Annotated in this window: 22 protein-coding genes; 14 read left to right on the top strand and 8 right to left on the bottom strand. The window is 69.4% G+C overall.

What is annotated here, in order from left to right; genetic code table 11:
* Positions 1–4 precede the first annotated feature (4 nt).
* The 5 genes from LRS14_RS24595 (at position 5) to LRS14_RS24575 (ending at position 9959) form a co-directional block, all read left to right on the top strand.
* Positions 5–2437: a glycogen/starch/alpha-glucan phosphorylase gene (locus LRS14_RS24595; RefSeq protein ID WP_046115046.1), complete on the top strand. Its 2433-nt coding sequence runs from the start codon at positions 5–7 to the stop codon at positions 2435–2437.
* A 9-nt stretch (positions 2438–2446) separates the two neighbouring features.
* Positions 2447–4645 (top strand): 1,4-alpha-glucan branching protein GlgB, encoded by a 2199-nt coding sequence (glgB, locus tag LRS14_RS24590; RefSeq protein ID WP_257801476.1) that lies wholly within the window; start codon positions 2447–2449, stop codon positions 4643–4645.
* Positions 4645–6708, top strand: coding sequence for a glycogen debranching protein GlgX (gene glgX, locus LRS14_RS24585; protein WP_257801475.1), 2064 nt, complete (start codon positions 4645–4647; stop codon positions 6706–6708). The genes glgB and glgX overlap by 1 nt, the downstream gene beginning before the upstream one ends.
* 21 nt (positions 6709–6729) lie before the next feature.
* Positions 6730–8241: a 4-alpha-glucanotransferase gene (gene malQ / locus LRS14_RS24580; RefSeq protein ID WP_257801474.1), complete on the top strand. Its 1512-nt coding sequence runs from the start codon at positions 6730–6732 to the stop codon at positions 8239–8241.
* A gap of 98 nt (positions 8242–8339) precedes the next feature.
* The gene (locus tag LRS14_RS24575; protein WP_404977612.1) at positions 8340–9959 is read left to right on the top strand and encodes an ABC transporter substrate-binding protein; all 1620 of its coding nucleotides are present in this window, start codon (positions 8340–8342) and stop codon (positions 9957–9959) included.
* Between the two features lie 6 nt (positions 9960–9965).
* Here the strand turns inward: LRS14_RS24575 and LRS14_RS24570 are convergent, their stop codons facing one another.
* The 8 genes from LRS14_RS24570 to LRS14_RS24535 form a co-directional block, all read right to left on the bottom strand.
* Positions 9966–10349, bottom strand: coding sequence for a response regulator (locus LRS14_RS24570; RefSeq protein WP_310733668.1), 384 nt, complete (start codon positions 10347–10349; stop codon positions 9966–9968).
* 107 nt (positions 10350–10456) lie between these two features.
* The gene (locus LRS14_RS24565) at positions 10457–10975 is read right to left on the bottom strand and encodes a GspH/FimT family pseudopilin (protein WP_046115050.1); all 519 of its coding nucleotides are present in this window, start codon (positions 10973–10975) and stop codon (positions 10457–10459) included.
* Between the two features lie 5 nt (positions 10976–10980).
* Positions 10981–11736 (bottom strand): flagellar brake protein, encoded by a 756-nt coding sequence (locus LRS14_RS24560; protein ID WP_257801473.1) that lies wholly within the window; start codon positions 11734–11736, stop codon positions 10981–10983.
* Positions 11737–11758: 22 nt separating this feature from the next.
* On the bottom strand, positions 11759–12058 hold the full coding sequence (locus tag LRS14_RS24555; protein ID WP_046115099.1) for a flagellar protein FliT: 300 nt from the start codon (positions 12056–12058) through the stop codon (positions 11759–11761).
* Positions 12059–12096: 38 nt separating this feature from the next.
* Entirely contained in the window at positions 12097–12540 is a 444-nt protein-coding gene (fliS, locus tag LRS14_RS24550) for a flagellar export chaperone FliS (protein WP_046115052.1), read from the bottom strand.
* A 109-nt stretch (positions 12541–12649) separates the two neighbouring features.
* Positions 12650–14086: a flagellar filament capping protein FliD gene (gene fliD, locus LRS14_RS24545; RefSeq protein ID WP_046115053.1), complete on the bottom strand. Its 1437-nt coding sequence runs from the start codon at positions 14084–14086 to the stop codon at positions 12650–12652.
* 115 nt (positions 14087–14201) lie between these two features.
* Positions 14202–15401 carry a flagellin gene (locus tag LRS14_RS24540; RefSeq protein ID WP_046115054.1) on the bottom strand — a complete coding sequence of 400 codons (1200 nt, stop codon included), beginning with the start codon at positions 15399–15401 and terminating at the stop codon, positions 14202–14204.
* 219 nt (positions 15402–15620) lie between these two features.
* Entirely contained in the window at positions 15621–16817 is a 1197-nt protein-coding gene (locus LRS14_RS24535) for a flagellin (RefSeq protein ID WP_046115055.1), read from the bottom strand.
* A 377-nt stretch (positions 16818–17194) separates the two neighbouring features.
* Between LRS14_RS24535 and LRS14_RS24530 the strand changes: the two genes are divergently transcribed.
* From LRS14_RS24530 to aroQ, 9 genes are all read left to right on the top strand, one after another.
* On the top strand, positions 17195–19099 hold the full coding sequence (locus tag LRS14_RS24530; RefSeq protein ID WP_257801472.1) for a hypothetical protein: 1905 nt from the start codon (positions 17195–17197) through the stop codon (positions 19097–19099).
* Positions 19100–19151: 52 nt separating this feature from the next.
* Complete coding sequence (locus LRS14_RS24525) at positions 19152–19802, top strand: TetR/AcrR family transcriptional regulator (RefSeq protein WP_257801471.1); 651 nt, start codon at positions 19152–19154, stop codon at positions 19800–19802.
* A gap of 130 nt (positions 19803–19932) precedes the next feature.
* Complete coding sequence (locus LRS14_RS24520; RefSeq protein WP_046115057.1) at positions 19933–20457, top strand: TRAP transporter small permease; 525 nt, start codon at positions 19933–19935, stop codon at positions 20455–20457.
* Positions 20454–21734 (top strand): TRAP transporter large permease subunit, encoded by a 1281-nt coding sequence (locus tag LRS14_RS24515; RefSeq protein WP_046115058.1) that lies wholly within the window; start codon positions 20454–20456, stop codon positions 21732–21734. Before LRS14_RS24520 ends, LRS14_RS24515 begins: the two co-directional genes overlap by 4 nt.
* A 45-nt stretch (positions 21735–21779) precedes the next feature.
* Positions 21780–22787 (top strand): TRAP transporter substrate-binding protein, encoded by a 1008-nt coding sequence (locus tag LRS14_RS24510; protein ID WP_046115059.1) that lies wholly within the window; start codon positions 21780–21782, stop codon positions 22785–22787.
* A 34-nt stretch (positions 22788–22821) separates the two neighbouring features.
* The gene (locus LRS14_RS24505) at positions 22822–23700 is read left to right on the top strand and encodes a shikimate dehydrogenase (RefSeq protein ID WP_046115060.1); all 879 of its coding nucleotides are present in this window, start codon (positions 22822–22824) and stop codon (positions 23698–23700) included.
* Between the two features lie 23 nt (positions 23701–23723).
* Positions 23724–24578: a VOC family protein gene (locus LRS14_RS24500; RefSeq protein WP_257801470.1), complete on the top strand. Its 855-nt coding sequence runs from the start codon at positions 23724–23726 to the stop codon at positions 24576–24578.
* The gene (locus tag LRS14_RS24495; RefSeq protein ID WP_046115062.1) at positions 24575–25480 is read left to right on the top strand and encodes a sugar phosphate isomerase/epimerase; all 906 of its coding nucleotides are present in this window, start codon (positions 24575–24577) and stop codon (positions 25478–25480) included. Before LRS14_RS24500 ends, LRS14_RS24495 begins: the two co-directional genes overlap by 4 nt.
* Entirely contained in the window at positions 25477–25944 is a 468-nt protein-coding gene (gene aroQ / locus LRS14_RS24490) for a type II 3-dehydroquinate dehydratase (protein ID WP_046115063.1), read from the top strand. Before LRS14_RS24495 ends, aroQ begins: the two co-directional genes overlap by 4 nt.
* The last annotated feature ends 81 nt before the right edge of the window (positions 25945–26025 follow it).

The following is a 26025-nucleotide window of genomic DNA, read 5'->3' as shown; positions in this document are numbered from 1 at the left end:
ACTGATGAAACCCACCACCCCCGAAACCGACCTGGCGGCGGCCACCGAACGGCACCTGCTGAACACGGTGGGCGTCGCGCCCGAGCAGGCCGGCGCGCCCGAAGTGCTCCAGGCCGTCTCCCAGGCCGTGCGCGAACAGCTCTCGCAACGCTGGGTGCGTACCCAGGCCGCCGACCGCGCCACCAAGGCCCGGCGCGTGTACTACCTGTCGATGGAATTCCTGATCGGCCGCACCTTCGGCAATGCGCTGCATTCGCTGGGGTTGCAGGGCGACGCCGCCGCGGCCGCCGAAAAGCACGCCAAGACGCTGGAAGACCTGGCCGCCGGCGAGCCCGATGCGGCACTGGGCAACGGCGGCCTGGGCCGCCTGGCCGCCTGCTTCCTCGATTCCATGGCCACGCTGGGCCTGCCCTCGTTCGGCTACGGCATCCGCTACGAATACGGCATGTTCGCCCAGTCGATCCAGGGCGGCCGGCAGGTGGAGCACCCCGACTCCTGGCTGGAGAACGGCACACCCTGGGAATTCCCGCGGGCCGGCGTGGCCTACCCGGTGCGCTTCGGCGGCTGGGTGGAGCAGCCGGCGCTGCCCGGCGGCAAGGCCCAGTGGCGCCCCGCGGCCGAGGTCAATGCCAAGGCCTACGACATGGTCATCCCCGGCCACGGCACCGACAAGGTGAGCACCCTGCGGCTGTGGAAGGCCGTGGCGCCTGCGCACATCGACCTGCATGCCTTCAACTCCGGCGACTACGCCCGCGCCGCGGAGGTGAAGAACGAGTTCGAGAACATCTCCTGGGTGCTGTACCCCAACGACAGCACGCCGGCCGGCCGCGAGCTGCGGCTGCGCCAGGAGTACTTCTTCACCTCCGCCTCCATCCAGGACATCCTGGGCCGCCACCTGGAAGAGCACCCGACGCTCGACAACCTGCACGAGAAGGTGGCCATCCACCTGAACGACACGCACCCGGCCATCGGCGTGGCCGAGCTGATGCGGCTGCTGGTGGACGAGCACGGCTTTGCCTGGGAAGCGGCCTGGAAGATCACCCAGCGCACCTTCTCGTACACCAACCACACGCTGATGCCCGAGGCGCTGGAGACCTGGGCGGTGGACCTGATGCACCACGTGCTGCCGCGGCACCTGGACATCATCTTCCGCATCAACCACGACTTCCTCGCCTTCGCGGCCAGCAAGAAGCCCGACGACGTGGAGTTCCTGCGCCGGCTGTCGCTGGTGTCCGAAGGCGGCGAGAAGCGCGTGCGCATGGCCAACCTGTCCATCGTGGGCAGCCACATGGTCAACGGCGTGTCGCAGCTGCACTCCGACCTGCTGGTGCAGACCATCTTCTCGGACTTCGCCTACCTGTGGCCCGAGCGCTTCTGCAACATGACCAACGGCGTCACCCCGCGCCGCTGGCTGGCGCAGGCCAACCCCAAGCTCAGCGGCCTGCTGGACCAGACGCTGGGCCAGGGCTGGCGCCTGGACCTGGACGAGCTGGCGAAGCTGAAGACGGTCGGCGACAGCAGCAGCTTCCGCATCGCCTTCGCCGAGGCCAAGCAGCACAACAAGTCACGCCTGGCCGCGCTGCTGGACAAGACCGTCGGCCTGCGGGTGGACCCCACCAGCCTGTTCGACGTGCAGGTCAAGCGCATCCACGAATACAAGCGCCAGCTGCTGAACCTGCTGCACGTCATCACGCGCTACCAGGAGATCCTGGACAACCCGAATGCCGACTGGCAGCCGCGCACGGTGATCTTCGCGGGCAAGGCGGCTTCGTCGTACCACATGGCCAAGCAAATCATCCGGCTGATTCACGACGTGGCCGCGGTGGTGAACAACGACCGCCGCGTGGGCGACCGGCTGAAGCTGGCCTTCATCCCGAACTACGGCGTGTCGGTGGCCGAGATCATCATGCCGGGCGCCGACCTGTCGGAGCAGATCTCCACCGCCGGCACCGAAGCCTCCGGCACCGGCAACATGAAGCTGGCCCTCAACGGCGCGCTGACCATCGGCACGCTGGACGGCGCCAACATCGAGATCGGCCAGGCCGTGGGCGACGACAACATCTTCATCTTCGGCCTGCGCACGCCCGAGGTGGAAGCTCAGCGGCGCGCCGGCTACCAGCCGATGCGCATCTACGAGGAGAACGCGCGGCTGAAGTCGGTGCTGGACAGCATCGCCTCCGGCGCCTTCTCGCCAGACGAGCCGGACCGCTACCGCGGCGTGGTGGATGCGCTGCTGTGGGGCGGCGACCACTACTTCCTGCTGGCCGACTACGACTCCTACGTGAAGACGCAGCTGCAGGTGGATGCGCGCTTCCGCGACCGCGATGCCTGGGCTCGCAGCGCCATCGCCAACGTGGCCGGCATGGGTCCGTTCTCGGCCGACCGCACCATCGGCCAATACGCCCAGGACATCTGGCAAGTGCAACCGCGCCGCTGATACACGACCATGCTCACAGACAACGATATCGAGCGGCTGCGCAGTGGCCGCCACGGAGACCCTTTTGCCGTGCTCGGCCGGCATGAGGACACCAGCGGCCCGCAACCGCGGGTGTGGATGCGGGCCTGGCTGCCTGGCGCGCAGGCGGTGGCGGTGCTGGACGCGGCCAGCGGCCAGTCGGTCGGCGTGCTGGCGCCGCGGCTGGCCGACGGCTTCTTCGAAGGCCAGTTCGCCAGCCTGCCCACCGACTACCGCTTCCAGGTGCAGTGGCATGGCGGCGTGCAGTCGGTCGTCGACGATCCGTACCGCTTCCCGCTGCTGCTGGGCGACACCGACGTCTGGCTGCTGGCCGAGGGCACGCACCTGCGGCCCTTCGAGGTGCTGGGCGCGCTGCCGCGCACGCTGCTGGGCGTGGAAGGCACGGCCTTCAGCGTGTGGGCGCCCAATGCCCAGCGCGTGAGCGTGGTGGGCGACTTCAACCACTGGAACGGCAGCGCCCACCCGATGCGCCTGCGCGCCGAGTGCGGCGTGTGGGAGCTGTTCCTGCCCGGGGTGCAGGCCGGCGCCCGCTACAAGTTCGAGCTGGTCGACCGCCATGGCCACCTGCTGCCGCAGAAGGCCGACCCCTATGCCCGCGCGGCCGAGTTGCGGCCGGCCACCGCCAGCGTGGTGGCGCCGATGCCGCCGGTGCAGCCACCCTCGGCCCAGCGCCAGCTGGCCAATGCGCTGGATGCGCCGGTGAGCATCTACGAGGTGCACCTGGGCTCGTGGAAGCGCCGGCCCGAGGAAGGCAACCGCTGGCTCACCTGGGACGAGCTGGCCGACCAGCTGCTGCCCTATGCGCAGGACATGGGCTTTACCCACCTGGAGCTGCTGCCGGTCAGCGAGCATCCGTTCGACGGCTCCTGGGGCTACCAGCCGGTGGGCCTGTATGCGCCCACCGCGCGCTTCGATGCGCCGGGCGAAGGTCCGGGCGGCTTCGACCGCTTCGTGGCCCGCGCCCATGGGCTGGGCCTGGGCGTCATCGTCGACTGGGTGCCCGCGCACTTCCCGAGCGATGCGCACGGCCTGGCGCAGTTCGATGGCACCCACCTCTACGAGCATGCCGATCCGCGCGAAGGCTTCCACCAGGACTGGAACACGCTGATCTACAACTTCGGCCGCGCCGAGGTGCGCAATTTCCTGGTGGGCAATGCGCTGTACTGGCTGGAGCGGCACAACGTCGACGGCCTGCGGGTGGATGCGGTGGCTTCCATGCTCTACCGCGACTACAGCCGCAAGCACGGCGAGTGGGTGCCCAACGAATTCGGCGGCCGCGAGAACCTCGAGGCCATCGGCTTCCTCAAGCGGCTGAACGAGGTGGTGGGCGTGGAGCGGCCGCAGGGCGTGACCATCGCCGAGGAATCGACCGCCTTCCCGGCGGTGTCGCGGCCGGTGTATGCCGGCGGCCTGGGCTTCCACTACAAGTGGAACATGGGCTGGATGCACGACACGCTGCACTACTTCGGCCGTGATCCGCTGTACCGCAAGTACCACCATGGCGAGGTGACCTTCAGCCTGGTGTATGCCTTCAACGAGAACTTCGTGCTGCCGCTCTCGCACGACGAGGTGGTGCACGGCAAGGGCTCCATCCTGGCGCGCATGCCGGGCGACCGCTGGCAGCAGTTCGCCAACCTGCGCTCGTACTACGGCTTCATGTTCGGCCACCCGGGCAAGAAGCTGCTGTTCATGGGCTGCGAGTTCGGCCAACAACGCGAGTGGAACCACGAGTCCAGCCTGGACTGGCACCTGCTGGACGACCCGATGCACCGCGGCGTGCAGAGCCTGGTGCGCGACCTGAACCGGCTGTACGCCACCACGCCCGCGCTGCACCAGCGCGACTTCACCGGCGACGGCTTCGAGTGGCTGGACCACCAGGACGCCCAGCATTCGGTGCTGAGTTTCGTGCGGCGCGACGCCGATGGCGGCTTCATCGTGGTGGTGTGCAACTTCACGCCCACCGTGCATGAAGGCTGGCGCCTGGGCGTGCCCCAGGCCGGCCATTACCGCGAGGTGCTCAACACCGACGCCGCGGCCTATGGCGGCAGCAACGTGGGCACGCCCTTCGGTGCGGCCGCGTCGGAGCCGGTGGCCTGGCATGGCCGCGAGCATTCGGTGCTGCTGACCCTGCCGCCGCTGGCCACCGTGTTCCTCACGCTGGCACCGTGATGGCCGCACCCACCGAGGGCCGGCTGCAGCCCGGCCGGCCCTGGCCGCTGGGCGCCACGGCCGAGGCCGGCGGCGTGAACTTCGCGGTGCCTTCGGCGCATGCGGAGGCGATGCTGCTGTGCCTGTTCGACGATGCCGGCCAGGTGGAGCTGCAGCGGCTGCCACTGCCGGCGCGCACCGGCGACGTGTGGCACGGCTTCCTGCCCGGCGCGGCGGCCGGCCTGGTGTACGGCTACCGTGCCCACGGGCCCTGGCAGCCGGCGGCCGGCCAGCGCTTCAACGACCTCAAGCTGCTGCTGGACCCCTGGGCGCGCGAGATCGTCGGCCGCCACCAGTGGCGCCAGGAGAACGTGGGCGCCGACCCACGCGACAACGCCACCTTCGCATTGAAGGCCCGCGTGCTGCCGGCCGACGACGGCTTCGACTGGCAGGGCGACCGCCGGCTGCTCACGCCGCTGGCCGACACCGTGCTGTACGAGCTGCATGTCAAGGGCTTCACCCGCCAGCATCCGGGCGTGCCTGCGGAACAGCGCGGCACCTATGCCGGCCTGGCCAGCGACGCGGCGGTGGCCCACCTCAAGCGCCTGGGCGTCAGCGCCGTGAGCCTGCTGCCGGTGCACCAGCACATCGACGAAGAGCGGCTGGTGGCGATGGGCCTGAGCAACTACTGGGGCTACAACACCATCGGCTTCTTCGCCCCCGAGCCCTCGTACGCGGCCACGCCCGACGCGCGCACCGAGTTCCGCCAGATGGTGCGCCGGCTGCATGCCGAAGGCATCGAGGTCATCCTGGACGTGGTGTTCAACCACAGCGCCGAGACCGACGAGCACGGCCCCACCATCAGCTTCCGCGGGCTGGACAACGCCGGCTGGTACCGGCTGCGCCACGAGAGCCGCGCGCTCTACGAGAACGACACCGGCTGCGGCAACACGCTGGACATCCGCCAGCCGCGTGTGCTGCAGCTGGTGATGGACAGCCTGCGCTGGTGGGTGGGCGAGATGCACGTCGACGGCTTCCGCTTCGACCTGGCGCCGGTGCTGGGCCGCGGAAACCACGGCTTCGACCGCGACGGCGCGTTTTTCATGGCCTTGCGGCAAGACCCGCTGCTGCAGGGCGTCAAGCTGATCGCCGAGCCCTGGGACATCGGCCTCGGCGGCTACCAGCTGGGCCAGTTCCCGGCCGGCTGGCTGGAGTGGAACGACAAGTTCCGCGACACCATGCGCGCCTTCTGGCTGGGCCATCCGGCGCACCGGGGCGATTTCGCGCGACGGCTGGCCGGCTCGGCCGACCTGTTCCACCAGCGTGGCCGCGCGCCGGGCGAGGGCGTGAACTACGTGGTCTCGCACGACGGCTTCACCCTGCGCGACCTGCTCACCTACGAGCAGCGCCGCAACCAGGCCAATGGCGAGGACAACCGCGACGGCCACGGCCACAACCTGGGCTGGAACTGCGGCCAGGAGGGCGAGACCGACGATGCCGCCGTGCAGGAACGCCGCGCCCGCCTGGCGCGGGCGCTGCTGGCCACGGTGCTGCTGGCCCAGGGCACGCCGATGATCGCCGCCGGCGACGAACTGGGCCACACCCAGGACGGGAACAACAATCCCTACTGCCAGGACAACGCCATCACCTGGATCGACTGGGCCGCCGCCGACGAAGCGCTGATCGACTTCACCGCCCGGCTGATCGGCCTGCGCCGCACGCTGCTGCCGCTGGGCGAGCGCTGGTACAGCGGCTTTCCCGATGCCGAGGGCCAGCCCGACCTGGCCTGGTTCGGTGCCGACGGCCGGCCGCTGGGTGCGGCCCAGTGGCACGACGGCGACGCCCGTGCGCTGGGCGCCTGGATCGGCCAGCCGGGCCGGGCGCAGGCACCGCTGCTGCTGCTGGTCAATGCCGATGCGGACGACACCGCCTTCGTGCTGCCCGAGGCGCCGGCGGGCTGGCAGCGGCTGCTGGACACGGCCGAGACGGCCACGGGCACGCAGCCTGCCCCTGCGCCGGCAGCGTCGCCGCTGCGCGTGCGCGGCCGCAGCCTGGTGCTGCTGGCCGCCACCCCCGCCCCCTAAACCCCGCTCAAGCTGCCCACGATGCGCCTTCCCCGACTTTCCGGCGTCCTGCTCCACCCCACCTCGCTGCCCGGCCCGCATGGCAGCGGCGACCTGGGCCCCGCCGCCCGCCACTTCGTCGACTGGCTGCACGGTGCCGGCCAGTCGCTGTGGCAGATCCTGCCGCTGGGCGGCATCGGTCCCGGCAACTCGCCCTACATGAGCAGCAGCGCCTTCGCCGGCAACCTGCTGCTGATCGACCTGGACGAGCTGCGCCAGCACGGCTGGCTGACCGAGGCCGACCTGGCGCCGGAGGCGGTGTTCGACGCCCGCCGCATCGACTTCGAGGCGCTGGTGCCCTACCGCATGGCGCGGCTGGCCCGTGCGGCGCGCCACTTCGCGGCCGCGCCCGGCGCCCATGCCGCGGCGTACCAGCAGTTCCGGGCCAGCCATGCCAGCTGGCTGGCCGACTATTCGCTGTTCATGACGCTGTGGGAGCACCACGGCTTCATCGACTGGACCGACTGGCCCGCGCCGCTGCGCCGCCGCGAGCCGGCGGCGCTGGAGCAAGCCCGCCGGCAGCATGCCGAGCGCATCGGCTTCTACGAGTTCTGCCAGTGGAGCTTCTTCCGCCAGTGGAAGGCGCTGCGGGCCTATGCCAACCAGCGCGGCGTGCAGATCATGGGCGACGCGCCCATCTTCATCGCCCACCAGAGCGCCGAGGTGTGGGCGCGGCAGGAGCTGTTCGAGCTGGACGACGGCGGCCGCCCCACCGCGGTGGCCGGCGTGCCGCCGGACTTCTTCAGCGAGACCGGGCAGCGCTGGGGCAACCCGCTGTACCGCTGGAGCGCGCATGCGGCCGAGGGCTATGCCTGGTGGACCGAGCGCATCCGCCGCATCTTCGAGATGACCGACCTGGTGCGCATCGACCATTTCCGCGGCTTCGCCGGCTACTGGGAGATCCCGGCCGACGAGCCCACCGCCATCAATGGCCAGTGGAAGCCGGGCCCGGGCGCCGCGCTGTTCGATGCGGTGGCCGCCGCGCTGGGGCCGCTGCCCATCGTGGCCGAGGACCTGGGCGTCATCACGCCGGACGTGGTGGAACTGCGCCAACGCTTCAAGTTCCCGGGCATGCTGATCCTGCAGTTCGCCTTCGGCGGCGGCAGCGACAACACCTACCTGCCGCACAACCACACGCCCGACAGCGTGGTGTACACCGGCACGCACGACAACAACACCACGCTGGGCTGGTGGCACGAGGCCGGCGAGGCCGAGCGCCACCATGCCCGCAGCTACCTGGCCACCGACAGCGCCCACATCCTGCCGGCCATGCTGCGCACCGCCGCCGCCTCGGTGGCCGACACCGCCATCTTCCCGATGCAGGACGTGCTGGGCCTGGGTGCCGAGGCCCGCATGAACGTGCCCGGCGTGGGCGACGGCGCCTGGGCCTGGCGCTTCGAATGGAGTCAGGTGCGGCCGGAGCACGGCCAGGCATTGCACGAACTTTGCAAGCAGTACGGCCGGCTGCGCAGTTCACCGCAGCCCAAGCGGTAGCACGTTCGGGGTCTGCAGCCAACGCATGAAGTTCCTCGCGGGCCGAGGATGCAGCCGCCCTAGACTGCCCCTCGCTCACAACCCACAGGAGCTACACGATGATGCCAATCCTCTCGCGTACTGGCCGCGGGCGCACGCCCGCGGCCCTCGCGGCAGCCGCCGGCCTTGCACTGGCGATGCTGCTGCCCCTGCAGCTGCAGGCGCAGACGCTGCGATGGTCCTCTGCCGGCGATCCGCTGACGCTGGACCCCTATGCGCAGAACGAGTCGCTGACCAACGCCATCAACGGGCAGGTGTATGAGTTCCTGGTGGCGCGCGACAAGCAGCTCAACATCGTGCCGCAGCTGGCCACCGAATGGCGCCAGGACGGCCCGCTGAAGTGGATCTTCAAGCTGCGGCCGGGCGTCAAGTTCCATGACGGCCGGCCCTTCACCGCCGACGACGTGGTGTTCTCGGTGGAGCGCGCCAAGCAGCCCACCTCGCAGATCGCGGTGTATGCCAATGCCATGGGCACGGTGCGCAAGATCGACGACCTGACGGTGGAGTTCACCACGCCGCAGTTCGAGCCCATCTTCCTGCAGAAGCTCAACACCATCTACATCATGAGCAAGGGCTGGGCGGAGCAGAACAACGCCACCGTCACGCAGAACTTCGCCGCCAAGGAAGAGGCCTTCGCCGCCCGCAACATGAACGGCACCGGCCCCTTCATGCTGGTGAGCCGCGCGCCGGGCGTGAAGACGGTCTACAAGCGCAACCCGAACTACTGGGGCCGCATCGAGGGCAACGTGCAGGAGGTGGTGTTCACGCCCATCGCCAGCGGCGCCACCCGCACCGCGGCGCTGATCTCCGGCGAGCTGGACTTCGTGCTCGACCCGCCCCCCACCGACGTGGAGCGCCTGCGCCGCACGCCGGGCGTCAAGATCGTCGACGGGCCGGAGAACCGCGTCATCTTCATCGGCATGGACCAGGGCCGCGACGAGCTGCTCTACAGCAGCGTCAAGGGCAAGAACCCGCTGAAGGACGTGCGGGTGCGCAAGGCGCTGTACCACGCCATCGACATCGAGACGATCAAGACCAAGCTGATGAACGGCCAGGCCGCGCCCACCGGCGCGCTGGTGCCTTCACCGCTGGCCACCTTCAACGATCCCGAGATCGAGCGCCGCCTGCCCTACGACGTGGAGCTGGCGAAGAAGCTGATGGCCGAGGCCGGCTATCCCGACGGCTTCGAGATCACCTTCGACACGCCGAACGACCGCTACGTGAACGACGAGCGCATCGCCGTGACGCTGGCCTTGCAGTGGGCCCGCATCGGCGTGAAGGTGCGGGTGAACGCGCAGACCAAGTCGCTGTTCTTCAACAAGGTGGAGAAGCTCGATACCTCGATGTACCTGTTCGGCTGGGGCGGCGCCATCACCGATGCCGAGACCACCTTCACCCCCATCTACCGCAACCGCGGCGCCAAGGGCGTGGGCGAGTACAACCGCGGCAACTACGTCGACGACGAGCTGGACGCGCTGGCGGCCGCTTCCAGCAAGGAGCAGGACCCGGCCAAGCGCAAGGCGCTGATCAAGCAGACCATCCTGCGCCACAACGAGCAGGTGCGCCACATTCCGCTGCACCGGCAGTTCATCCCGTGGGCCGCGAGGCCCAACGTGAACGTGGTGCACCGCGCCGACAACTGGCTGGAATGGCAGTGGGTGACGGTGGCCAAGCCCTGAGGCAGGTCAGGCGGCCGGCTTGCCGGCCGCCACCGCTGCGGCGATCTCGGCCAGCAGCGAATCCATCTCTTCCACCTCGAAGGGCTTGGGCAGCGAGCGCACGGTGTCGCCCAGCGTCTCCAGCCCGCGCGTGAGCGCATAGCCGGAGGACAGCACCACCCAGGTGCCCGGCGCCTTGGCCAGCACCGCGCGGGCCAGGTCCACGCCCGACATGGTGGGCAGGCTCACGTCGGTGATGACGACGTCGCAGGGCTGGCGCTCGAAGGCGGCCAGCGCCTCTTCCGCGGTGGCGAACGATTCGACGACACGGTCGTCGGCTTCGAGCAGCAGCCCGATCGTTTCGCGCAACTCGTCGTTGTCCTCGACGTAATAGATCTGCAGCGCAGGCATGGCAAGGGGCCCCGGAAGGGCAGGTGCGGCTAAGGGAAGGGGGGTTGTAGCACGGCGGCGACATTGTCGCCGCTGGGCGAGCTCCCCAGCCTTGCATGAAGCGCGCCTCAGCAGCGCGGCAGGCCGGGCAGTTCGGCGCCCTGGCCGCAGGCGCGGGCGCGGCCCGAGGGCGCCAGCCGCACCTCGGCGCTGCGGCTGCCCAGGGCCAGTTCGGCCACCAGGCCGGGCTCGGCGCGGCCCAGGCGGCCATCGAACACCGCCTCGTGGCTGCCGGTGAGCTGCACCTGCACATGGGCGCTGCCATCGATGCGGCGCAGCGCGCACGCCGGCGCCGGCGAGGCGGCGGCGCGGCAGTCGCAGCCGGGCTCATGGCTGACCGCGTAGCACCATTGCGGACCGCCCTGCACGTTGACGTACATCGCGCGGCCGGCCAGCACCGCATCGAAGCGGGCCTGCTGCAGCTCCAGCGCCAGCTGCTCGGTGGCGCCGGCCAGGCGCTGGCGGGCGCTGAAGTCGGTGTAGGAGGGCAGGCCCACGGCCATGAACACCGCCACGATGGCGGCCACCACCAGCAGCTCGATGAGCGTGAGGCCGTCCTGCCGCAGGCGGCGCAGGGCCGTGGGCATGGCCGTCAGTCCAGCGCCAGCAGGCGGCGGCGCTTCTGGGTCTGGTCGATGTAGCGTTGCAGCGCGCGCTGCGCCTCGCCGTCCAGCCCGGTGATCGAGCAGCCCAGGCGCAGCCCGCCGCTCTGCGGATTCAGCGAAGTGACGTGGTGCAGCTGCAGCGTGGCCTCGAAACGCGTGTGGGCATCCAGCTCGATGCGCGCGCCCTGCAGCCGCACGCCCGGGGGCAGCGGCGGCACGTCGTCGGGCAGGAAGATGGCGCAGCCGGTGAGGCTGACGTCCAGCACCCGCAGCGACAGCTGCATGTCCGGCAGGCTGGGGTGGCGCAGGTAGGCGGCCGGCGTGTTGCGGGCCACCGGCCGCACGCGGAAGCTGCTGCGGCGCTGGAAGCGGAACAGCTCCGCCGGGATCTGCGCCTGCAGCGCGCTGGCGCGGTGACCGTGCACCAGCAGCAGCTGCTGCAGGTCGAACTGCAGCTTGACGTTGTCCAGGTAGCCCACCACCGTGGCCTCGCCGGCATCCACCAGGGCCTGCAGCTGCGGGTCGGTGGCATCGGCGCTGAAGCTGATCTTGCGCTGCGCCGCATCCACCGTCCACACGGTGGTGTAGGCGCTGCCATCGGGCGCGCTCAGGTGCACGGTGGCGCCTTCGTCCAGCAGCTCGCGCAGCAGGGCGGCCACTTCCTCGGGCGAGCCGACGCGGAAGTTGTCGCGCTCGTCGCCGGACAGGGCATCGAGCGGTGCGGGCTGGGTGATCTCGGACATGGCGGTGGCGCGGCTGGCGGGCTCAGTGCAGGGTCTGCGACTGGCCGGACATCAGGTTGTCCAGGTCCTCGATCCACGGCTCGGCCAGCACGCGGATCTCGGCGTCGTTGACCAGGATGCGCTGCATGATGCGGGTCTTGAGCTGCATCGATTCGGGCGGCAGCTTCTCGCTGCGGGCCGCATGCTTGAGCTGCGAGATCAGCAGCACGCAGGCGCCTTCGAGCTTGAGCACCTGGTCCCAGTTGCCCGCCCGCGCAGCCTCGAGCATGTCGGCGCTGGCGCGCTCGATGGCTTCGTAGTAGGCGAGCAGCTTGTCATTCATGGTCATTCCGGCGTACGGCCGATCGCAGAAATTGGGAGTCATCGTCCAGACGTGGCCGCGTTGGAAGCCTGCGGTGCGATCGACGCCCAGGCGTCGCGCAGAGGTTCGATCAGGCGGCGGCATTCTTCGAGCGCCTGTTCATCGTTGCGCAGGTTCGCCTGCGTCAGCCGCAGCGTGACGTAGGCGTAGAGGTCGTTGAGGTCGGAGGCCAGCGCACCGCCGGCTTCCAGGTTGAGCGAGCCTTTCAGGCCTTCGTCCACGATGCGGGCGGCGCGGCTGATCTCGCGCCCCTTGCGCTCGATGTCGCCGCCCTGCATGGCACCGCGGGCCTGGTCCACGGCGTCCATGAAACCGTCGAACAGCATGGCCACGAGGCGATGCGGATCGGCCACCTCGACGCTCGTGTTCACGCCCACCTTGCGGTACATGTTGGCGACGGAATGCGAGTGGCCGAAGGGCGAAGCGGCGTGCGGTGCGTACATGATGGCTTGGACGTTGGCTGCTGCGATGCCCTGTTATCGGCGTTGCAAAGCGGTGACTTGAACCGTGGCCGGGGCGGAAATCACCTGCTCTTCGCACCTTGCAAGGGCTTCAGGCGTCCTTGTTCCAGGCCGCGATCTGCTGCGTGATGTAGTTGTTCAGCGAGGTCAGGCTGGCCATCTTGGTGTCCAGCGCGCTGTACTGCGCCCGCAGCCGGCGCTCGGTGTCTTCCAGGCGCGCCTCGGCCTTGTCCTGCTCGCTCTGGTTGCGGGCCAGGCTCTTGTTCAGGCCTTCGGTGCGGCTGGTCAATGCGCCTTCGATGCTGAGCACCGAGTCGCTGAACTTGCGCAGCTGCGTGGCGATGCCGCTGCGGCTGTTGTTGGCCAGGTCGGTGGTGGTGAACAGCTTGCGCACCTCGGGCAGGTTGGCGGCCAGGGCCTTGCTGAACTGGGTGTCGTCCACTGCCAGCGTGCCGTCGGACTGCAGCGAGATGCCCACCGACGACAGCGTCTGGTAGACCGAGGAGGCCGGCGAGGAGCCGCCCACCAGGTTGCGCAGCTGGCGCTGCAGCGTCACCGCCGTGCTGTCGCCCTGCAGGTTGCCGGCGGTCTTGGTGGCGTCGTCGTAGCGCGTCTCCGTGGACAGCAGCTTGCTCAGCTCGTTGTAGGCGGTGGTGAAGTCGGTCACCGCCTTCTTGATGCGCTCGGCATCGGCGCTCACGCTGATGCTCACCGGCGCGCTGGTCACCGCGCCCAGGGTCAGGCTCACGCCTTCCACCACGTTGGCCAGCGTGTTGCTGGCCGAGGTGACGGGCAGGCCGTTGATGGTGGCCTCGGCATTGGCGCCGCTCTGGCGCAGCGTGGTGGAGGTGGGCGCGTTGGGCGGATCGAAGGCCAGCGCCGACAGGCCGTTGGCATCGGTGTCGCTGCCGTCGTTGTCGGTGGTGGTGATGCGGAAGCCGTTGGGCTCGCCGGTCTCGCGCGAATTGATCACCAGCCGCGCGCCGCTGGCGTCGTTCAGGATGGAGGCATTGACGCCGCTGCCCAGCGCATTGATCTTGTCGCGCAGCGTGGTCAGGGTGTCGGCGCCGGTCACTTCCACGCTCAGCGACTTGGCGCCGGCGGTGGGGCTGAAGCTGGTGTTGCCGGTGTTCCAGCTGCCCAGCTCGATCTTCATGGTGCCGCCGCCCACGAAGGAGGTGGCGGCCGCGAAGGACTTGCTGCTCACCGACTGCGCAGTGGCCAGCTTCTGCACCGCCACCGCATAGTTGCCGGCGCTGGCGCCGGTGGTGGTCGTCACGCCCACGGTGCTGGCGCTGGTGGAGCTGCCGGACATCGCGTTCCAGGTGCCCAGGCCGGCCAGCGCCACCGAGGCGCTGCGGAAGGCCTCCATCTTGGAGGTGAGCGAGCCGAAGGCCGAGATCTTCGCGTCGATGCCTTCGGCGCGCGTCTCCAGAAGCTCCAGCGGCTTCTTCTCGATCTTCATCAGCCCGCTGATGATTTCTTCGACTTCCAGCCCGCTGCCGATGCCGATGGAGGTGACCGCCATGATGCCGTTCCCTTGTCAAATGCGTGCCCGCAAGGGCTGAGGGCCGGCGCCTTGGCCGGCCTTCTGCTCTTCGGTCATCCCCGCGCGGACTTGAAGCCGGGGATGTGACAGGGCGTCAGCCTTGCAGCAGCTGCATCACCTGCTGCGGCAGCTGGTTGGCCTGGGCCACCATCGCGGTGCCGGCCTGCTGCAGGATCTGCGACTTCGACAGGTTGGCCGTCTCGGCCGCGAAGTCCGCGTCCATGATGCGGCCGCGGGCGGCGGAGGTGTTCTCCGACTGCGTCTGGATGTTGGACACGGCGCTCTCGAAGCGGCTCTGCACCGCGCCCAGCGTGGCGCGCGCGCCGTTGATCTGCACCAGCGCGTCGTCGATCTGCTTCATCGCCAGCCAGGCGTCTTCCGGCGTCTCGATGGTCAGGTCGTCGATGCCGGCCGACGAGGTGCCGGCACCGGCGGTGATACTGCCGCCCGAAATGCCGGTGGTGGCGGCGCTGAAGCCGGTCAGGCTGATGGCCACCGCGCTGCCCGCGGTGTCCAGCTTGTCCGAGCGCAGCTCCACGTCGAAGATGCCGGCCGACGACTGCTTGAGGAAGGCGGTCAGGCCGGTGTCGGCCGTCAGGCGGTTGATGGCTTCCACCACCTGGCCCAGGCGTTCCTCGCCGGTGCGGGCGACGGCCAGGTCGTTGAGCGAGAAGTTCACGCCACTGACGGTGATGGCCAGCGAGCCGTCGGTCACGGCCGACAGCGTGGTGATGCCGCCGGCGGACACGCCCACCTGGCTGGTTTCGCCATACACCACCTTCGACAGGCCGGTGGCCGACGCATTGGTCAGCGCGGCCACGGTGATGACCTCGCCCGAATTGGCGCCCACCTGGAAGGTGGCGGCGGAGAAGCTGCCGTCCAGCAGCTTGGTGCCGTTAAAGCCGGTCTGCTTGGCCACGCGATCGATTTCATCGCGCAGCTGCGACACCTCGGCCTGCAGCGCGGTGCGGTCCTTCGTGCTGTTGGTCGCGTTGGACGACTGCACCGCCAGCTCACGCATGCGTTGCAGCATGTCGCCGATCTTGCCCAGCGCGCCTTCCGCGGTCTGCGCCAGCGAGATGCCGTCGTTCGCATTGCGGGCGGCCACGTTGAGGCCCCGCACCTGCGTGTTCATGCGCTCGGCGATGGCCAGTCCGGCGGCATCGTCCTTGGCGCTGTTGACCCGGATGCCCGACGACAGCCGTTGCATCGAGGTCATGAGGCTGCTTTGCGAAGCGTTGAGGTTTCGCTGTGCGTTCAGCGACGCGATGTTGGTGTTGATGGTCTGCGGCATCAGGCTCTCCAAGTAGGCCCAGGGATGGGATGCCGGCTTGACTGCCGCGATTCCCCGTGGGACGTGCCCATTGTTCAACCGCGGCCGGTGTGACAAACGGACGAAGAGCGCTGCAAACGGGGTTCAGTTTCCAAATGAGCAGCGCCCCGCGCGGCGAGGCCGGCGGGGCGCTGTGGGGGGCGTGGCGAGGCGGCGCGGCGGCCGCCTGCGGGCTTTGGATCAGCCCAGGAGCTGCAGCACCTGCTGCGGCAGCTGGTTGGCCTGGGCGACCATCGCGGTGCCGGCCTGCTGCAGGATCTGCGCCTTCGACAGGTTGGCGGTTTCCGAGGCGAAGTCGGCGTCCACGATGCGGCCGCGGGCAGCCGAGGTGTTCTCCGCCTGCGTCTGGATGTTGGACACGGCGTTCTCGAACCGGCTCTGCACCGCACCCAGCGAGGCACGGGTGCTGTTGACCTGCACCAGCGCGTCGTCGATCTGCTTCATCGCCAGCCAGGCGTCTTCGGCGGTCTCGATGGACAGCTCGTCGATGCCGGCGGCCGAGGTGCCGGCGCCCGAGGTGATGGTGCCGGTGGTCAGGCCGGTGCCCGTGGTGGTGAAGCCGGTCAGGGCCACCGACACGGCCGAGCCGTCCGACAGCGTCTGCTCCGAGCGCAGCTTGACCGCGAAGGTGCCGCCGGCTTCCTTCTCCAGGAAGGCGGTGACGCCGGTGTCCGAGGTCAGGCGGTTGATGGCTTCCACCACCTGGCCCAGGCGCTCTTCGCCGGTGCGGGCGGTCGACAGGTCGCCGATCGAGTAGTTCACGCCGCTCACGGTCACGGCCATCGTGCCGCCGGTGACTTCGGTCAGCGTGGTGATGGAGCCGGCCGAGATGCCGGTCTGGCTGGTGGCGCCGTACACCACCTTCGACAGGCCGTCGGCCGAGGCGTCGGTCATCGCGGCGATGGTGATCACTTCACCCGAATTGGCACCCACCTGGAAGGAGCCGGCGGCGAACGAGCCGTCCAGCAGCTTCTTGCCGTTGAAGCTGGTGTTCTTGGCGACGCGGTCGATTTCATCGCGCAGCTGCACCACTTCGGCCTGCAGCGCCTTGCGGTCGGTGCTGCTGTTGGTGGCGTTGGCCGACTGCACGGCCAGTTCACGCATGCGCTGCAGCATGTCGCCCACCTTGCCCAGCGCGCCTTCAGCGGTCTGTGCCAGGGAGATGCCGTCGTTGGCATTGCGGGCGGCGACGCTCAGGCCGCGGGTCTGGGCGCTCATGCGTTCGGCGATGGCCAGGCCGGCGGCATCGTCCTTGGCGGAATTCACCCGGACACCCGAGGACAGGCGCTGCATCGAGGTGGCAAGGCTGCCTTGCGATGCGTTCAGGTTGCGCTGAGCCGTCATCGAGGCGACGTTGGTATTGATGGTCATGGCCATGGGGACACACTCCTAATGATGATGAGATCCCGGCGCGGGCGCCGGATTTGCCTCGTCTGGCGGAGGAGACCTCCATCAGCCGTGCCGGCTGCCTGCCGATATCCAACAACCCTTTGCTGGACAGCGGCCGAAGGCCAGGCGGTGCCCGCCACACCCTCCCGATCGGCTGTTCCTTCTAGCCGGCCCGGGAGGGTCTTCCGGGGCTTCAACACCGTTGTGCAGCGTTGATGGAAGCCTTATCGGAAGCCGTTTCTCCCGACTTGAGCCCTGTTGCCACAAACATGTGTAAATGACCTGCAAGCGCGGGGCTGTTCGTGGTATTGCGGATTTGCCAGGCGCCTAGATTCCCGGCACCCGCTTTTCACAGGTGCCTTTTCATGCTGACCCGCCATCTCCGCAAGCCGCCCGCCGCCGAACCCGTACGCGGCACCGCGCGCACCTGGCAGGAGGCTGAATCGATGCTGGCCTCCATGGTCAAGCACCCGCGCTTCGGGCTGGACCAGTGGCTGGCGCTGGGCAGCGCCCGGCTGCAGCTGGGTGACTACGACGGCCTGGTGGAAGCCGCGCGCCAGGCCCAGGCCATCGAGCCCGACAACCTGCAGGCGGTGCACCTGCTCACCTCCGGCCTGATGAAGCAGTCGCGCTGGAAGGAAGCGCTGGCGCTGTTCGAGCAGCACGGCCAGGGCAAGGCCCGCGAGCACTACCAGTTCGTCAGCAACCATGCCACCACGCTGGCCGAGATGGGCCGCCATGCCGATGCGGTGCCCATCTACCTGGAAGCGATGGTGCTGTGCGTGCAGGACCCGGCCATCCACATGAAGCTGGGCCTGTCGCTCAAGGAAATGAAGATGTTCGAGGAGGCCGCCGAGAGCTTCCTCACCGCCGTGACGCTGCAGCCCGACCGCTTCGCCGCGCAGGTGATGGTGATCCACCTGCGGCAGTTCGCCTGCGCCTGGGGACAGCTGGAGGCCGACATGGCCAGCATGCGCAGCGCGCTGGAAGCCATGGAGATCGACCCCGCCAGCACCCGCGGCGAAGGTGCCGCCTGGGCGCTGGCCGCGCTGGACATCCCGCCCGCGCTGATGCTCAAGGCCACCCGCCAGGTGGCCGAGCGCTGCGCCCTGGGCGCCACGCCGCTGCCGCGCCGCCGCGTGGCCGCCGCCGGCAGCCGGCCGCTGCGCATCGGCTACGTGTCGGCCGACTTCCACAGCCATGCCACCTCGCTGCTGCTGGTGGAGGCGCTGGAGGCCCGCGACCGCTCGCGCTTCCATGTCACGCTGTATTCCCACGGCCGCAACGACGGCAGTGCCACCCAGCACCGGGTGCGCGCTGCCTGCGAGCGCTTCGTGGACATGCGCGAGATGACGCTGGCCGAGATGGCCCGCCGCATCCACCAGGACGAGATCGACGTGCTGGTGGACCTGAAGGGCCAGACCTACGAGAACCGCCTGGGCGTGTTCGCCTACCGGCCGTCGCCGATCCAGGTCTCCTTCCTCGGCTTTCCCGGCACCTCGGGCGCCAGCTACATCGACTATTTCATCGGCGACCGCCATGTGACGCCGCTGGAACATGCGCCGCACTATGCCGAGCACATCGCGCAGATGCCGGGCTGCTACCAGCCCAACGACAGCCAGCGCCCGCACCCGGCCCCGCACGAGCGGGTGCAGTGGGGCCTGCCGCGCGAAGGCATCGTGCTCGGCAACTTCAACCAGAGCTTCAAGCTGCTGCCCGAGACCTTCGACGCCTGGGTGCGCATCCTGCAGGCGGTGCCGGGCAGCATCCTGTGGCTGCTGGCGGACAACCAGCAGGCCATCCGCAACATCGAGCGCGAGGCCGCCGCCCGCGGGCTGGACCCGCAGCGCATCCGCTTCGCGCCGCGGGTGGGCATCGAGCACCACCTGGCGCGCCTGCCGGTGGTGGACTTCATGCTGGACAACTGGCCCTGCAGCGCGCACACCACTGCCAGCGATGCGCTGTGGATGGGCGTGCCGGTGCTCACGCTGATGGGCGAGGGCTTCGCCTCCCGCGTGGCCGGCAGCCTGCTGCACAGCGTGGGCCTGCCCGAGCTGGCCTGCACCAGCGTGCAGCAGTACGAGGACACCGCCGTCGCCCTGATGCGCGACCCGGCCCGGCTGCAGGCCATGCGCCGCCACCTGAGCGAAGGCCGCCAGGGCTTCGCGCTGTTCGACGGCGCCCGTTTCGCACGCGACCTGGAGTCGCTGTACGAACGCATGGCCGAGCGCGACCGCCAGGGCCTGCCGCCGGCCGCGCTGGCGGCCTGAGCGCCCCACGCGGTGCTGGCGTCGCAGGGACCTCACCTGCTACGCTTGCAAAATGAACGAAACGGTACATTCCGAGCGCCGGGCCACCCGCACCAACGACCCGGACCGCACGATGGCCGACATCATCGAGGTGGCCACGCACGAGTTCTCGGAGAAGGGGCTGGCGGGGGCGCGCATCGATGTGATCGCCGAGGCCATGCGCACCAGCAAGCGCATGATCTATTACTACTTCGGCAGCAAGGAAGGCCTGTACCTGGCCGTGCTGGAGGCGGCCTACAGCCGCATCCGCAGCATCGAGGCGGGGCTGCACCTGGAGGACATGGCGCCCGAGGCCGCGCTGCGCACGCTGGTGGCCTTCACCTTCGACTACCAGGCCGCCAATCCCGACTTCATCCGCCTGGTGATGAACGAGAACATGCACCGCGGCGAGTACCTGGCGCAGAGCAAGACCATCCAGCGGCTGAACGTGCCGGCCATCGACTCGGTGCGCGAGATCTACGAGCGCGGCGTGCGCGAGGGCGTCTTCCGCGCCGGCGTCGATCCGGTGTCGCTGCACATGGCCATCGCCGCGCCGTGCTTCTTCAACGTGGCCAACCGCCACACCTTCGGCCTGATCTTCAAGATCGACTTCGACGATCCCGCCGCCACCGCGACGCGGCGCGAATCCATCGTCGAGATGATCGTGCGCTTCGTGCGGCGTTGAACGCGCCGGCCGCTGCGGCCGGCCGCGCGTCTTGGGCACCGGGTAATCCCGGGTGTTTGAAAACTAACTAGTTCGTACATTCACGGCAGGCGTACGGCACTGCATCGGCGCCGCTGATGGAGACACCCGCATGGACGCCTGGATCGACCGGTTCTGCCAACTCATCGACGCCCTCATCGGCCTGGCCCTGGCGGTCATGGTGGTGCTGGTGTTCGGCAACGTGGTGCTGCGCTACGGCTTCAACTCCGGCATCACCGTGTCGGAGGAGCTGTCTCGCTGGCTCTTCGTGTGGATGACCTTCCTGGGCGCCATCGTCGCGCTCAAGGAGCACGGCCACCTGGGCACCGACATGGTGGTGGCCCGGCTGCCGCGGCTGGGCAAGCGCCTGTGCGCGGTGGTGGGCCTGGTGCTGATGCTGTTCGTCACCTGGCTGCTGTTCTCGGGCAGCCTGCAGCAGGCGCGCATCAATGCCGACGTGACCGCGCCCACCAGCGGGCTCTCGATGGGCATCTTCTACGGGGCGGGCGTGGTGTTCGCGGTGTGCAGCGGCGTGCTGTTGCTGCGTGAGCTGGCGCGCAGCGCCAGCGGCCGGGCCGGCGACGACGAGCTGGTGATGGTGCAGGAATCCGAAGACACCGTGCGGGGTGTGAAATGACGGTGTTCGTCTTCCTCGGCTCGCTGCTGGCCGCCATGGCCATCGGCATTCCCATCGCCTATTCGCTGCTGCTGTCCGGCGTGGCGCTGATGTGGCACCTGGACCTGTTCGATGCACAGATCCTGGCGCAGAACGTGATCAACGGCGCCGACAGCTTCCCGCTGCTGGCGGTGCCCTTCTTCATGCTGGCCGGCGAGATCATGAACGTCGGCGGCCTGTCGCGCCGCATCGTGACGCTGGCCCTCACGCTGGTGGGCCACCGCCGCGGCGGCCTGGGCTTCGTGGCCATCGTGGCGGCCTGCCTGATGGCGGCGCTGTCGGGCTCGGCGGTGGCCGACACCGCGGCGCTGGCCGCACTGCTGCTGCCGATGATGGTGCGCGCCGGCCACGACAAGGCCCGCGCCGGCGGCCTCATCGCCTCGGCCGGCATCATCGCGCCGGTGATCCCGCCGTCCATCGGCTTCGTCATCTTCGGCGTGGCGGCCAACGTGTCGATCAGCAAGCTGTTCCTGGCCGGCATCGTGCCGGGGCTGCTGATGGGCGTGGCCATCGCCATCACCTGGTGGTGGGTGGCCAAGCGCGAGGCGGTGGAGCCGCCGCCCAAGGCCACGCGGGCCGAGAAGCTGAAGGCGCTGCGCGAGTCGGCCTGGGCGATGTTCCTGCCGGTCATCGTGCTGGTGGGCCTGAAGATGGGCGTGTTCACGCCCACCGAGGCCGCGGTGGTCGCTGCCGTCTACGCGCTGGCCGTCAGCACGCTGGTGTACCGGGAGATGACCTTCCGCCAGACCTGCGAGGTGTTCGTGTCCGCCGCCAAGACCACCGCGGTGATCATGTTCCTGGTGGCCGCGGCCATGGTCTCGGCCTGGCTCATCACCGTGGCCGACATCCCCAGCAAGATGATCGGCCTGCTCGAGCCCTTCATGGACAACCCGACGGTGCTGTTGCTGATGATCATGCTGCTGGTCATCGCCGTGGGCACCGCGATGGACATGACCCCCACCATCCTCATCATGACCCCGGTGCTGATGCCGGTGGTCAAGGCCGCGGGCATCGACCCGGTGTACTTCGGCGTGCTGTTCATCATGAACAACGCCATCGGCCTCATCACCCCGCCGGTGGGCACGGTGCTCAACGTGGTGGCCGGCGTGGGCAAGATGAAGATGGACGAGGTCACGCGCGGCGTGCTGCCGTTCATGACGGCGCAGTTCGCGGTGATGTTCCTGCTGGTGTTCTTCCCTTCCATCGTCACCGTGCCTGCGCGGTGGTTCGCAGGCTGAGCCGCGCGCCCCGCCGTTTTCCGTCCGACCCAAGGAGACAAGACCATGAAGACCTTCGCCCGCTCGATCTGCATCGGCCTGGCCGCGCTGCTGCCGCTGGGCGCCGCCCTGGCGCAGGACATCAAGGAGCGCACCGTCAAGTTCGCGTTCCAGAACCAGACCGGCCATCCGCAGGCGCAGGGCGCCGCCAAGTTCGCAGAGCTGGTGGCGGCCAAGTCGAATAAGAAGATCACGGTCAAGCTGTTCCCGGGTGGCACGCTGGGCGGCGACCTGCAGACCGTCTCGGCGCTGCAGGGCGGCACGGTGGAGATGACGGTGCTCAACGCCGGCATCCTGACCGCGCAGGTGAAGGACTTCGCGGTGTTCGACTTCCCCTTCCTGTTCAACAACGCCCAGGAAGCCGACGCCGTGACCGACGGCGAGTTCGGCAAGGGCCTGCTGGCCAAGCTGGCCGAGAAGAACATCATCGGCCTGGGCTACTGGGACCTGGGCTTCCGCAACGTCACCAACAGCAAGCGGCCGATCGCCCGGCTGGAAGACTTCGCCGGCCTGAAGCTGCGCGTGATCCAGAGCCCGATCTACATCGACCTGTTCAACACGCTGGGCGCGAATGCCACGCCGATGCCCTTCCCGGAGCTGTACCCGGCGCTGGAACAGAAGGCGGTGGACGGCCAGGAGAACCCGAACACGGTGATCCTGAGCAGCAAGTTCAACGAGGTGCAGAAGTACCTCTCGGCCACGCGCCACATCTACAACCCGCAGGCGCTGATCGTCAGCAGGAAGCTGTGGGACAGCCTGTCGGCCGACGAGAAGAAGCTGTTCACCGAGGCCGCGGCCGAGGCCACCACCTTCCAGCGCCAGGCTTCGCGCAGCGCCGCCGACACCGCGCTGGCCGAGCTGAAGAAGTCCGGCATGCAGGTCAACGAGATCGCGCCGGCCGAGCTGCAGCGCATCCGCGAGAAGGTGCAGCCGGTGATCGACAAGCAGACCGCCAACGTGGGTGAGGCCACCGTCAAGGCGCTGTACGCCGAGATCGCCAAGGTGCGCAAGTAACCCGTATAGACAAGCTGCCAGCCTGCCGCCCGCCATGAGTTCCGTCGACATTCCCCGCAAGGCCCTGGTGGGCCTGATCGGCGCGGGCATCCAGCGCTCGCTCACGCCCGCCATGCATGAGCAGGAGGCGCAGTGCCAGGGCCTGCGGCTGCACTACCAGCTGATCGACCTGGACCGCGCCGGCGTGGGCGCCGAGGCGCTGCCCACGCTGATCGAGGCCGCCCGCATCATGGGCTTCGACGGGCTGAACATCACCTACCCGTGCAAGCAGGCGGTGATCCCGCTGCTGGACGAACTCTCCGACGAGGCGCGCACCATGGGGGCGGTGAACACCGTGGTGTGCCGCGGCGGGCGGCTGGTGGGCCACAACACCGATGGCTCCGGCTGGGTGGAGGCCTTCCGCCGCCGCCTGCCGGGCGCGGACCTGTCGCGCGTGCTGCTGCTGGGCGCGGGCGGGGCGGGCGCCGCCATCGCCCATGCGGCCCTGCGCATGGGCGTGCAGCACCTGGTGGTCAACGACCGGGAGCCGCAGCGGGCCGAGGCGCTGGTGCAGGCGCTGCAGCAGGCGCATGGCGCCGGTCGCGCCAGCGCGCAGGCCGAGGTGGCCGCGGCCATCCAGGGCGCGACGGGCCTGATCCACGCCACCCCCACCGGCATGGACAAGCTGCCCGGCCTGCCGCTGCCCGAGGACCTGCTGCACCCCGGCCTGTGGGTGGCCGACGTGGTGTATTTCCCGCTGGACACCGCGCTACTGAAGGCCGCGCGGGCCCGCGGCTGCGCCACCGTGGACGGCGGTGGCATGGCGGTGGGCCAGGCGCTGGGTGCCTTCCGGCTGTTCACCGGGCTGGAGCCCGATGCGCAGCGGGTGGATGCCCATTTCCGCCACCTGCTGGCACAGCGCGCCGACGCCTGAAGGAGCATGCCGAGATGACCGTGATGGCCGAGAGAGAAGTGCAGGCCGATGCCAGCAACCCGCTGGGGCTGGAGGGCATCGAGTTCGTGGAGTACGCCACCAGCCGGCCGCAGGCGCTGGGCCATGTGCTGGAGCAGATGGGCTTCCAGCCGGTGGCGCGCCACCGCTCGCGCGAGGTGCTGCTGTACCGCCAGGGCGGCATGAACATCGTGGTGAATGCGCATGGCGGCAAGGCCGGCGAGCTGCCGCCCGAGGCGCCGCAGATCAGCGCCATCGCGCTGCGGGTGCGCGATGCGGCCGCGGCGCGCCGCCGCGTGATCGAGCGCGGCGCCTGGGAGGTGCCGGTGCAGGTGGAGCCGATGGAGCTGAACATCCCGGCCATCCACGGCGTGGGCAGCAGCCGGCTGTACTTCGTCGACCGCCACCGCGAGTTCTCCATCTACGACGTCGACTTCATTCCCATCCCCGGCGTGGACCGGCAGCCGCAGGCGCTGGCCGGGCTGCAGTGGTTCGGCGTGGTGCAGTACATCGGCCGCGAGCGGCTGGACGACTGGTGCGCCTTCTACAGCGCGCTGTTCGGCTTCACGCTGCTGGCCGACGACCAGCGCTTCGGCATCCTGCCCAGCGGCCGGGTGCTGGCCAGTCCTTGCGGCACGTTCTACCTGCAGCTGGTGGAGCCGGAGGCTGGCGCGGCCGATGGAGACGAGGCGCTGCAGCGCGTGGCCTTCGGGGCGCCCGACGTGCTGGCCGCGGTGGCGGCGCTGCGCCGGCGCGGCGTCGGTTTCGTCGAGACGCCCAGCCTGCACACCGGCCAGCGCGGCGCGCTGACGCAGACCTGGTTCGACGGCAGCACGATGTTCGAGCTGGTGCATCGATGAGCGCCGCCGCCGTGAACATCGCCGACTTCGGCATGGACACCATCACCATGGCCGGCCCGCTGGAGGCCAAGCTGGCGGCCATGAAGGCGGCCGGCTTCGGCCAGGTGATGCTGATGGCCCGCGACCTCGTCGGCCATCCCGAGGGCGTCGACGCTGCGGTGCGGGCCGTCAAGGCCAGCGGCCTGCGGGTCACCGGCTTCCAGGTGCTGCGGGATTTCGAAGGCCTCTCGGGCCACCTGCACGAGTACAAGGTGGACATCGCCAAGAGCATGCTGGCGATGTGCGCCGCGCTCGGCTGCCGGGTGCTGCTGGCCTGCTCCAGCACCAGCCAGCATGCCAGCGCCGATCCCGACGTGATCGCCCGCGACCTGCGCAAGCTGGCGCTGCTGGCGCTGCCGCACCGCATCAACGTGGCCTACGAAGGGCTGAGCTGGGGCCGCCACATCAACGAGTTCACCCAGGCCTGGGACGTGGTGCGCCGGGCCGACCTGCCCAACCTGGGCATCGGCATCGATTCGTACCACATCTTCGCCACGCAGACGCCGCTGGACGGCCTGGCCGCGGTGGATGCCCGGAAGATCTTCCTGGTGCAGCTGTCCGACTTCATGTGGAACGAGGTGCGCACGCCCGAGGAACGCATGGCCACCGCCCGGACCTTCCGCGTGTTTCCCGGCGAGGGCGTGCACAACGAGCGGCTGGTGGGCCTGGTGCGCCAGCTCGACCGCATGGGCTACCGCGGCGACTACAGCTTCGAGGTGTTCAACGACGACTACCAGCAGCTGCCGCTGCCGGTGGTGGCCGAGCGCGCCCGCCGGGCGGCGGTGTGGCTGGGCGAGGACATACTGCGCCGCTCGACTCCGCTGCCCAACCGCATGCAGCTCAAGCCCCGCACCGCACCATGAAGATCCTGCTCATCAACGGCCCCAACCTGAACCTGCTCGGCACCCGCGAGCCGCAGATCTACGGCGCCACCACGCTGGCCGACGTGGAAGCTGCCGCCAAAGCACAGGCGCAGGCCGCCGGCGCCGAGCTGGCCGCCTTCCAGAGCAACCACGAAGGCGCGATCGTCGATGCCATCCATGCCGCGCGCACCGACGGCACCGGCTACATCGTCATCAACCCCGGCGCCTTCACCCACACCAGCGTGGCCATCCGCGATGCGCTGTCCGGCGTGGCCATCCCGTTCATCGAGGTGCACATCAGCAACGTGCACAAGCGCGAGCCGTTCCGCCACCACTCCTATCTGTCGGACGTGGCGGTAGGCACCATCGTGGGGCTGGGCACGATGGGCTATTCGCTGGCCTTGCAGTACGCGCTCGCGGCCCTGGCCACGGCCGGCGGCGGAAAGTTCCCTGCGGCCCCCTGATGCGGGGTGCGGGGTGCATCCAGGCGGGGTGGTTGCTGCGTATGCAGCTGCGCGCAGGCCGCAATCCGGCGGTCTCGCGCA

The organism is Aquincola sp. J276, from assembly GCF_024700035.1.
Classification (GTDB): domain Bacteria; phylum Pseudomonadota; class Gammaproteobacteria; order Burkholderiales; family Burkholderiaceae_C; genus Aquincola; species Aquincola tertiaricarbonis.
The sequence above is the reverse complement of the archived record's forward strand: the minus strand, read 5'-3'. Positions and strand labels throughout refer to the sequence as shown.

Excerpts from the sequence above, each read along its gene's own strand:
- aroQ (WP_046115063.1), top strand. The coding sequence starts at position 25,477 with ATGAAGATCCTGCTCATCAACGGCCCCAACCTGAACCTGCTCGGCACC.
- LRS14_RS24555 (WP_046115099.1), bottom strand. The coding sequence starts at position 12,058 with ATGAATGACAAGCTGCTCGCCTACTACGAAGCCATCGAGCGCGCCAGC.
- LRS14_RS24595 (WP_046115046.1), top strand. The coding sequence starts at position 5 with ATGAAACCCACCACCCCCGAAACCGACCTGGCGGCGGCCACCGAACGG.
- glgX (WP_257801475.1), top strand. The coding sequence starts at position 4,645 with ATGGCCGCACCCACCGAGGGCCGGCTGCAGCCCGGCCGGCCCTGGCCG.
- fliS (WP_046115052.1), bottom strand. The coding sequence starts at position 12,540 with ATGTACGCACCGCACGCCGCTTCGCCCTTCGGCCACTCGCATTCCGTC.
- LRS14_RS24560 (WP_257801473.1), bottom strand. The coding sequence starts at position 11,736 with ATGTCCGAGATCACCCAGCCCGCACCGCTCGATGCCCTGTCCGGCGAC.
- LRS14_RS24515 (WP_046115058.1), top strand. The coding sequence starts at position 20,454 with ATGACGGTGTTCGTCTTCCTCGGCTCGCTGCTGGCCGCCATGGCCATC.
- LRS14_RS24570 (WP_310733668.1), bottom strand. The coding sequence starts at position 10,349 with ATGCCTGCGCTGCAGATCTATTACGTCGAGGACAACGACGAGTTGCGC.
- malQ (WP_257801474.1), top strand. The coding sequence starts at position 6,730 with ATGCGCCTTCCCCGACTTTCCGGCGTCCTGCTCCACCCCACCTCGCTG.
- LRS14_RS24510 (WP_046115059.1), top strand. The coding sequence starts at position 21,780 with ATGAAGACCTTCGCCCGCTCGATCTGCATCGGCCTGGCCGCGCTGCTG.
- LRS14_RS24540 (WP_046115054.1), bottom strand. The coding sequence starts at position 15,401 with ATGCCGCAGACCATCAACACCAACATCGCGTCGCTGAACGCACAGCGA.
- LRS14_RS24530 (WP_257801472.1), top strand. The coding sequence starts at position 17,195 with ATGCTGACCCGCCATCTCCGCAAGCCGCCCGCCGCCGAACCCGTACGC.
- LRS14_RS24495 (WP_046115062.1), top strand. The coding sequence starts at position 24,575 with ATGAGCGCCGCCGCCGTGAACATCGCCGACTTCGGCATGGACACCATC.
- LRS14_RS24525 (WP_257801471.1), top strand. The coding sequence starts at position 19,152 with ATGAACGAAACGGTACATTCCGAGCGCCGGGCCACCCGCACCAACGAC.
- glgB (WP_257801476.1), top strand. The coding sequence starts at position 2,447 with ATGCTCACAGACAACGATATCGAGCGGCTGCGCAGTGGCCGCCACGGA.
- LRS14_RS24520 (WP_046115057.1), top strand. The coding sequence starts at position 19,933 with ATGGACGCCTGGATCGACCGGTTCTGCCAACTCATCGACGCCCTCATC.
- LRS14_RS24505 (WP_046115060.1), top strand. The coding sequence starts at position 22,822 with ATGAGTTCCGTCGACATTCCCCGCAAGGCCCTGGTGGGCCTGATCGGC.
- fliD (WP_046115053.1), bottom strand. The coding sequence starts at position 14,086 with ATGGCGGTCACCTCCATCGGCATCGGCAGCGGGCTGGAAGTCGAAGAA.
- LRS14_RS24535 (WP_046115055.1), bottom strand. The coding sequence starts at position 16,817 with ATGGCCATGACCATCAATACCAACGTCGCCTCGATGACGGCTCAGCGC.
- LRS14_RS24500 (WP_257801470.1), top strand. The coding sequence starts at position 23,724 with ATGGCCGAGAGAGAAGTGCAGGCCGATGCCAGCAACCCGCTGGGGCTG.
- LRS14_RS24575 (WP_404977612.1), top strand. The coding sequence starts at position 8,340 with ATGATGCCAATCCTCTCGCGTACTGGCCGCGGGCGCACGCCCGCGGCC.
- LRS14_RS24565 (WP_046115050.1), bottom strand. The coding sequence starts at position 10,975 with ATGCCCACGGCCCTGCGCCGCCTGCGGCAGGACGGCCTCACGCTCATC.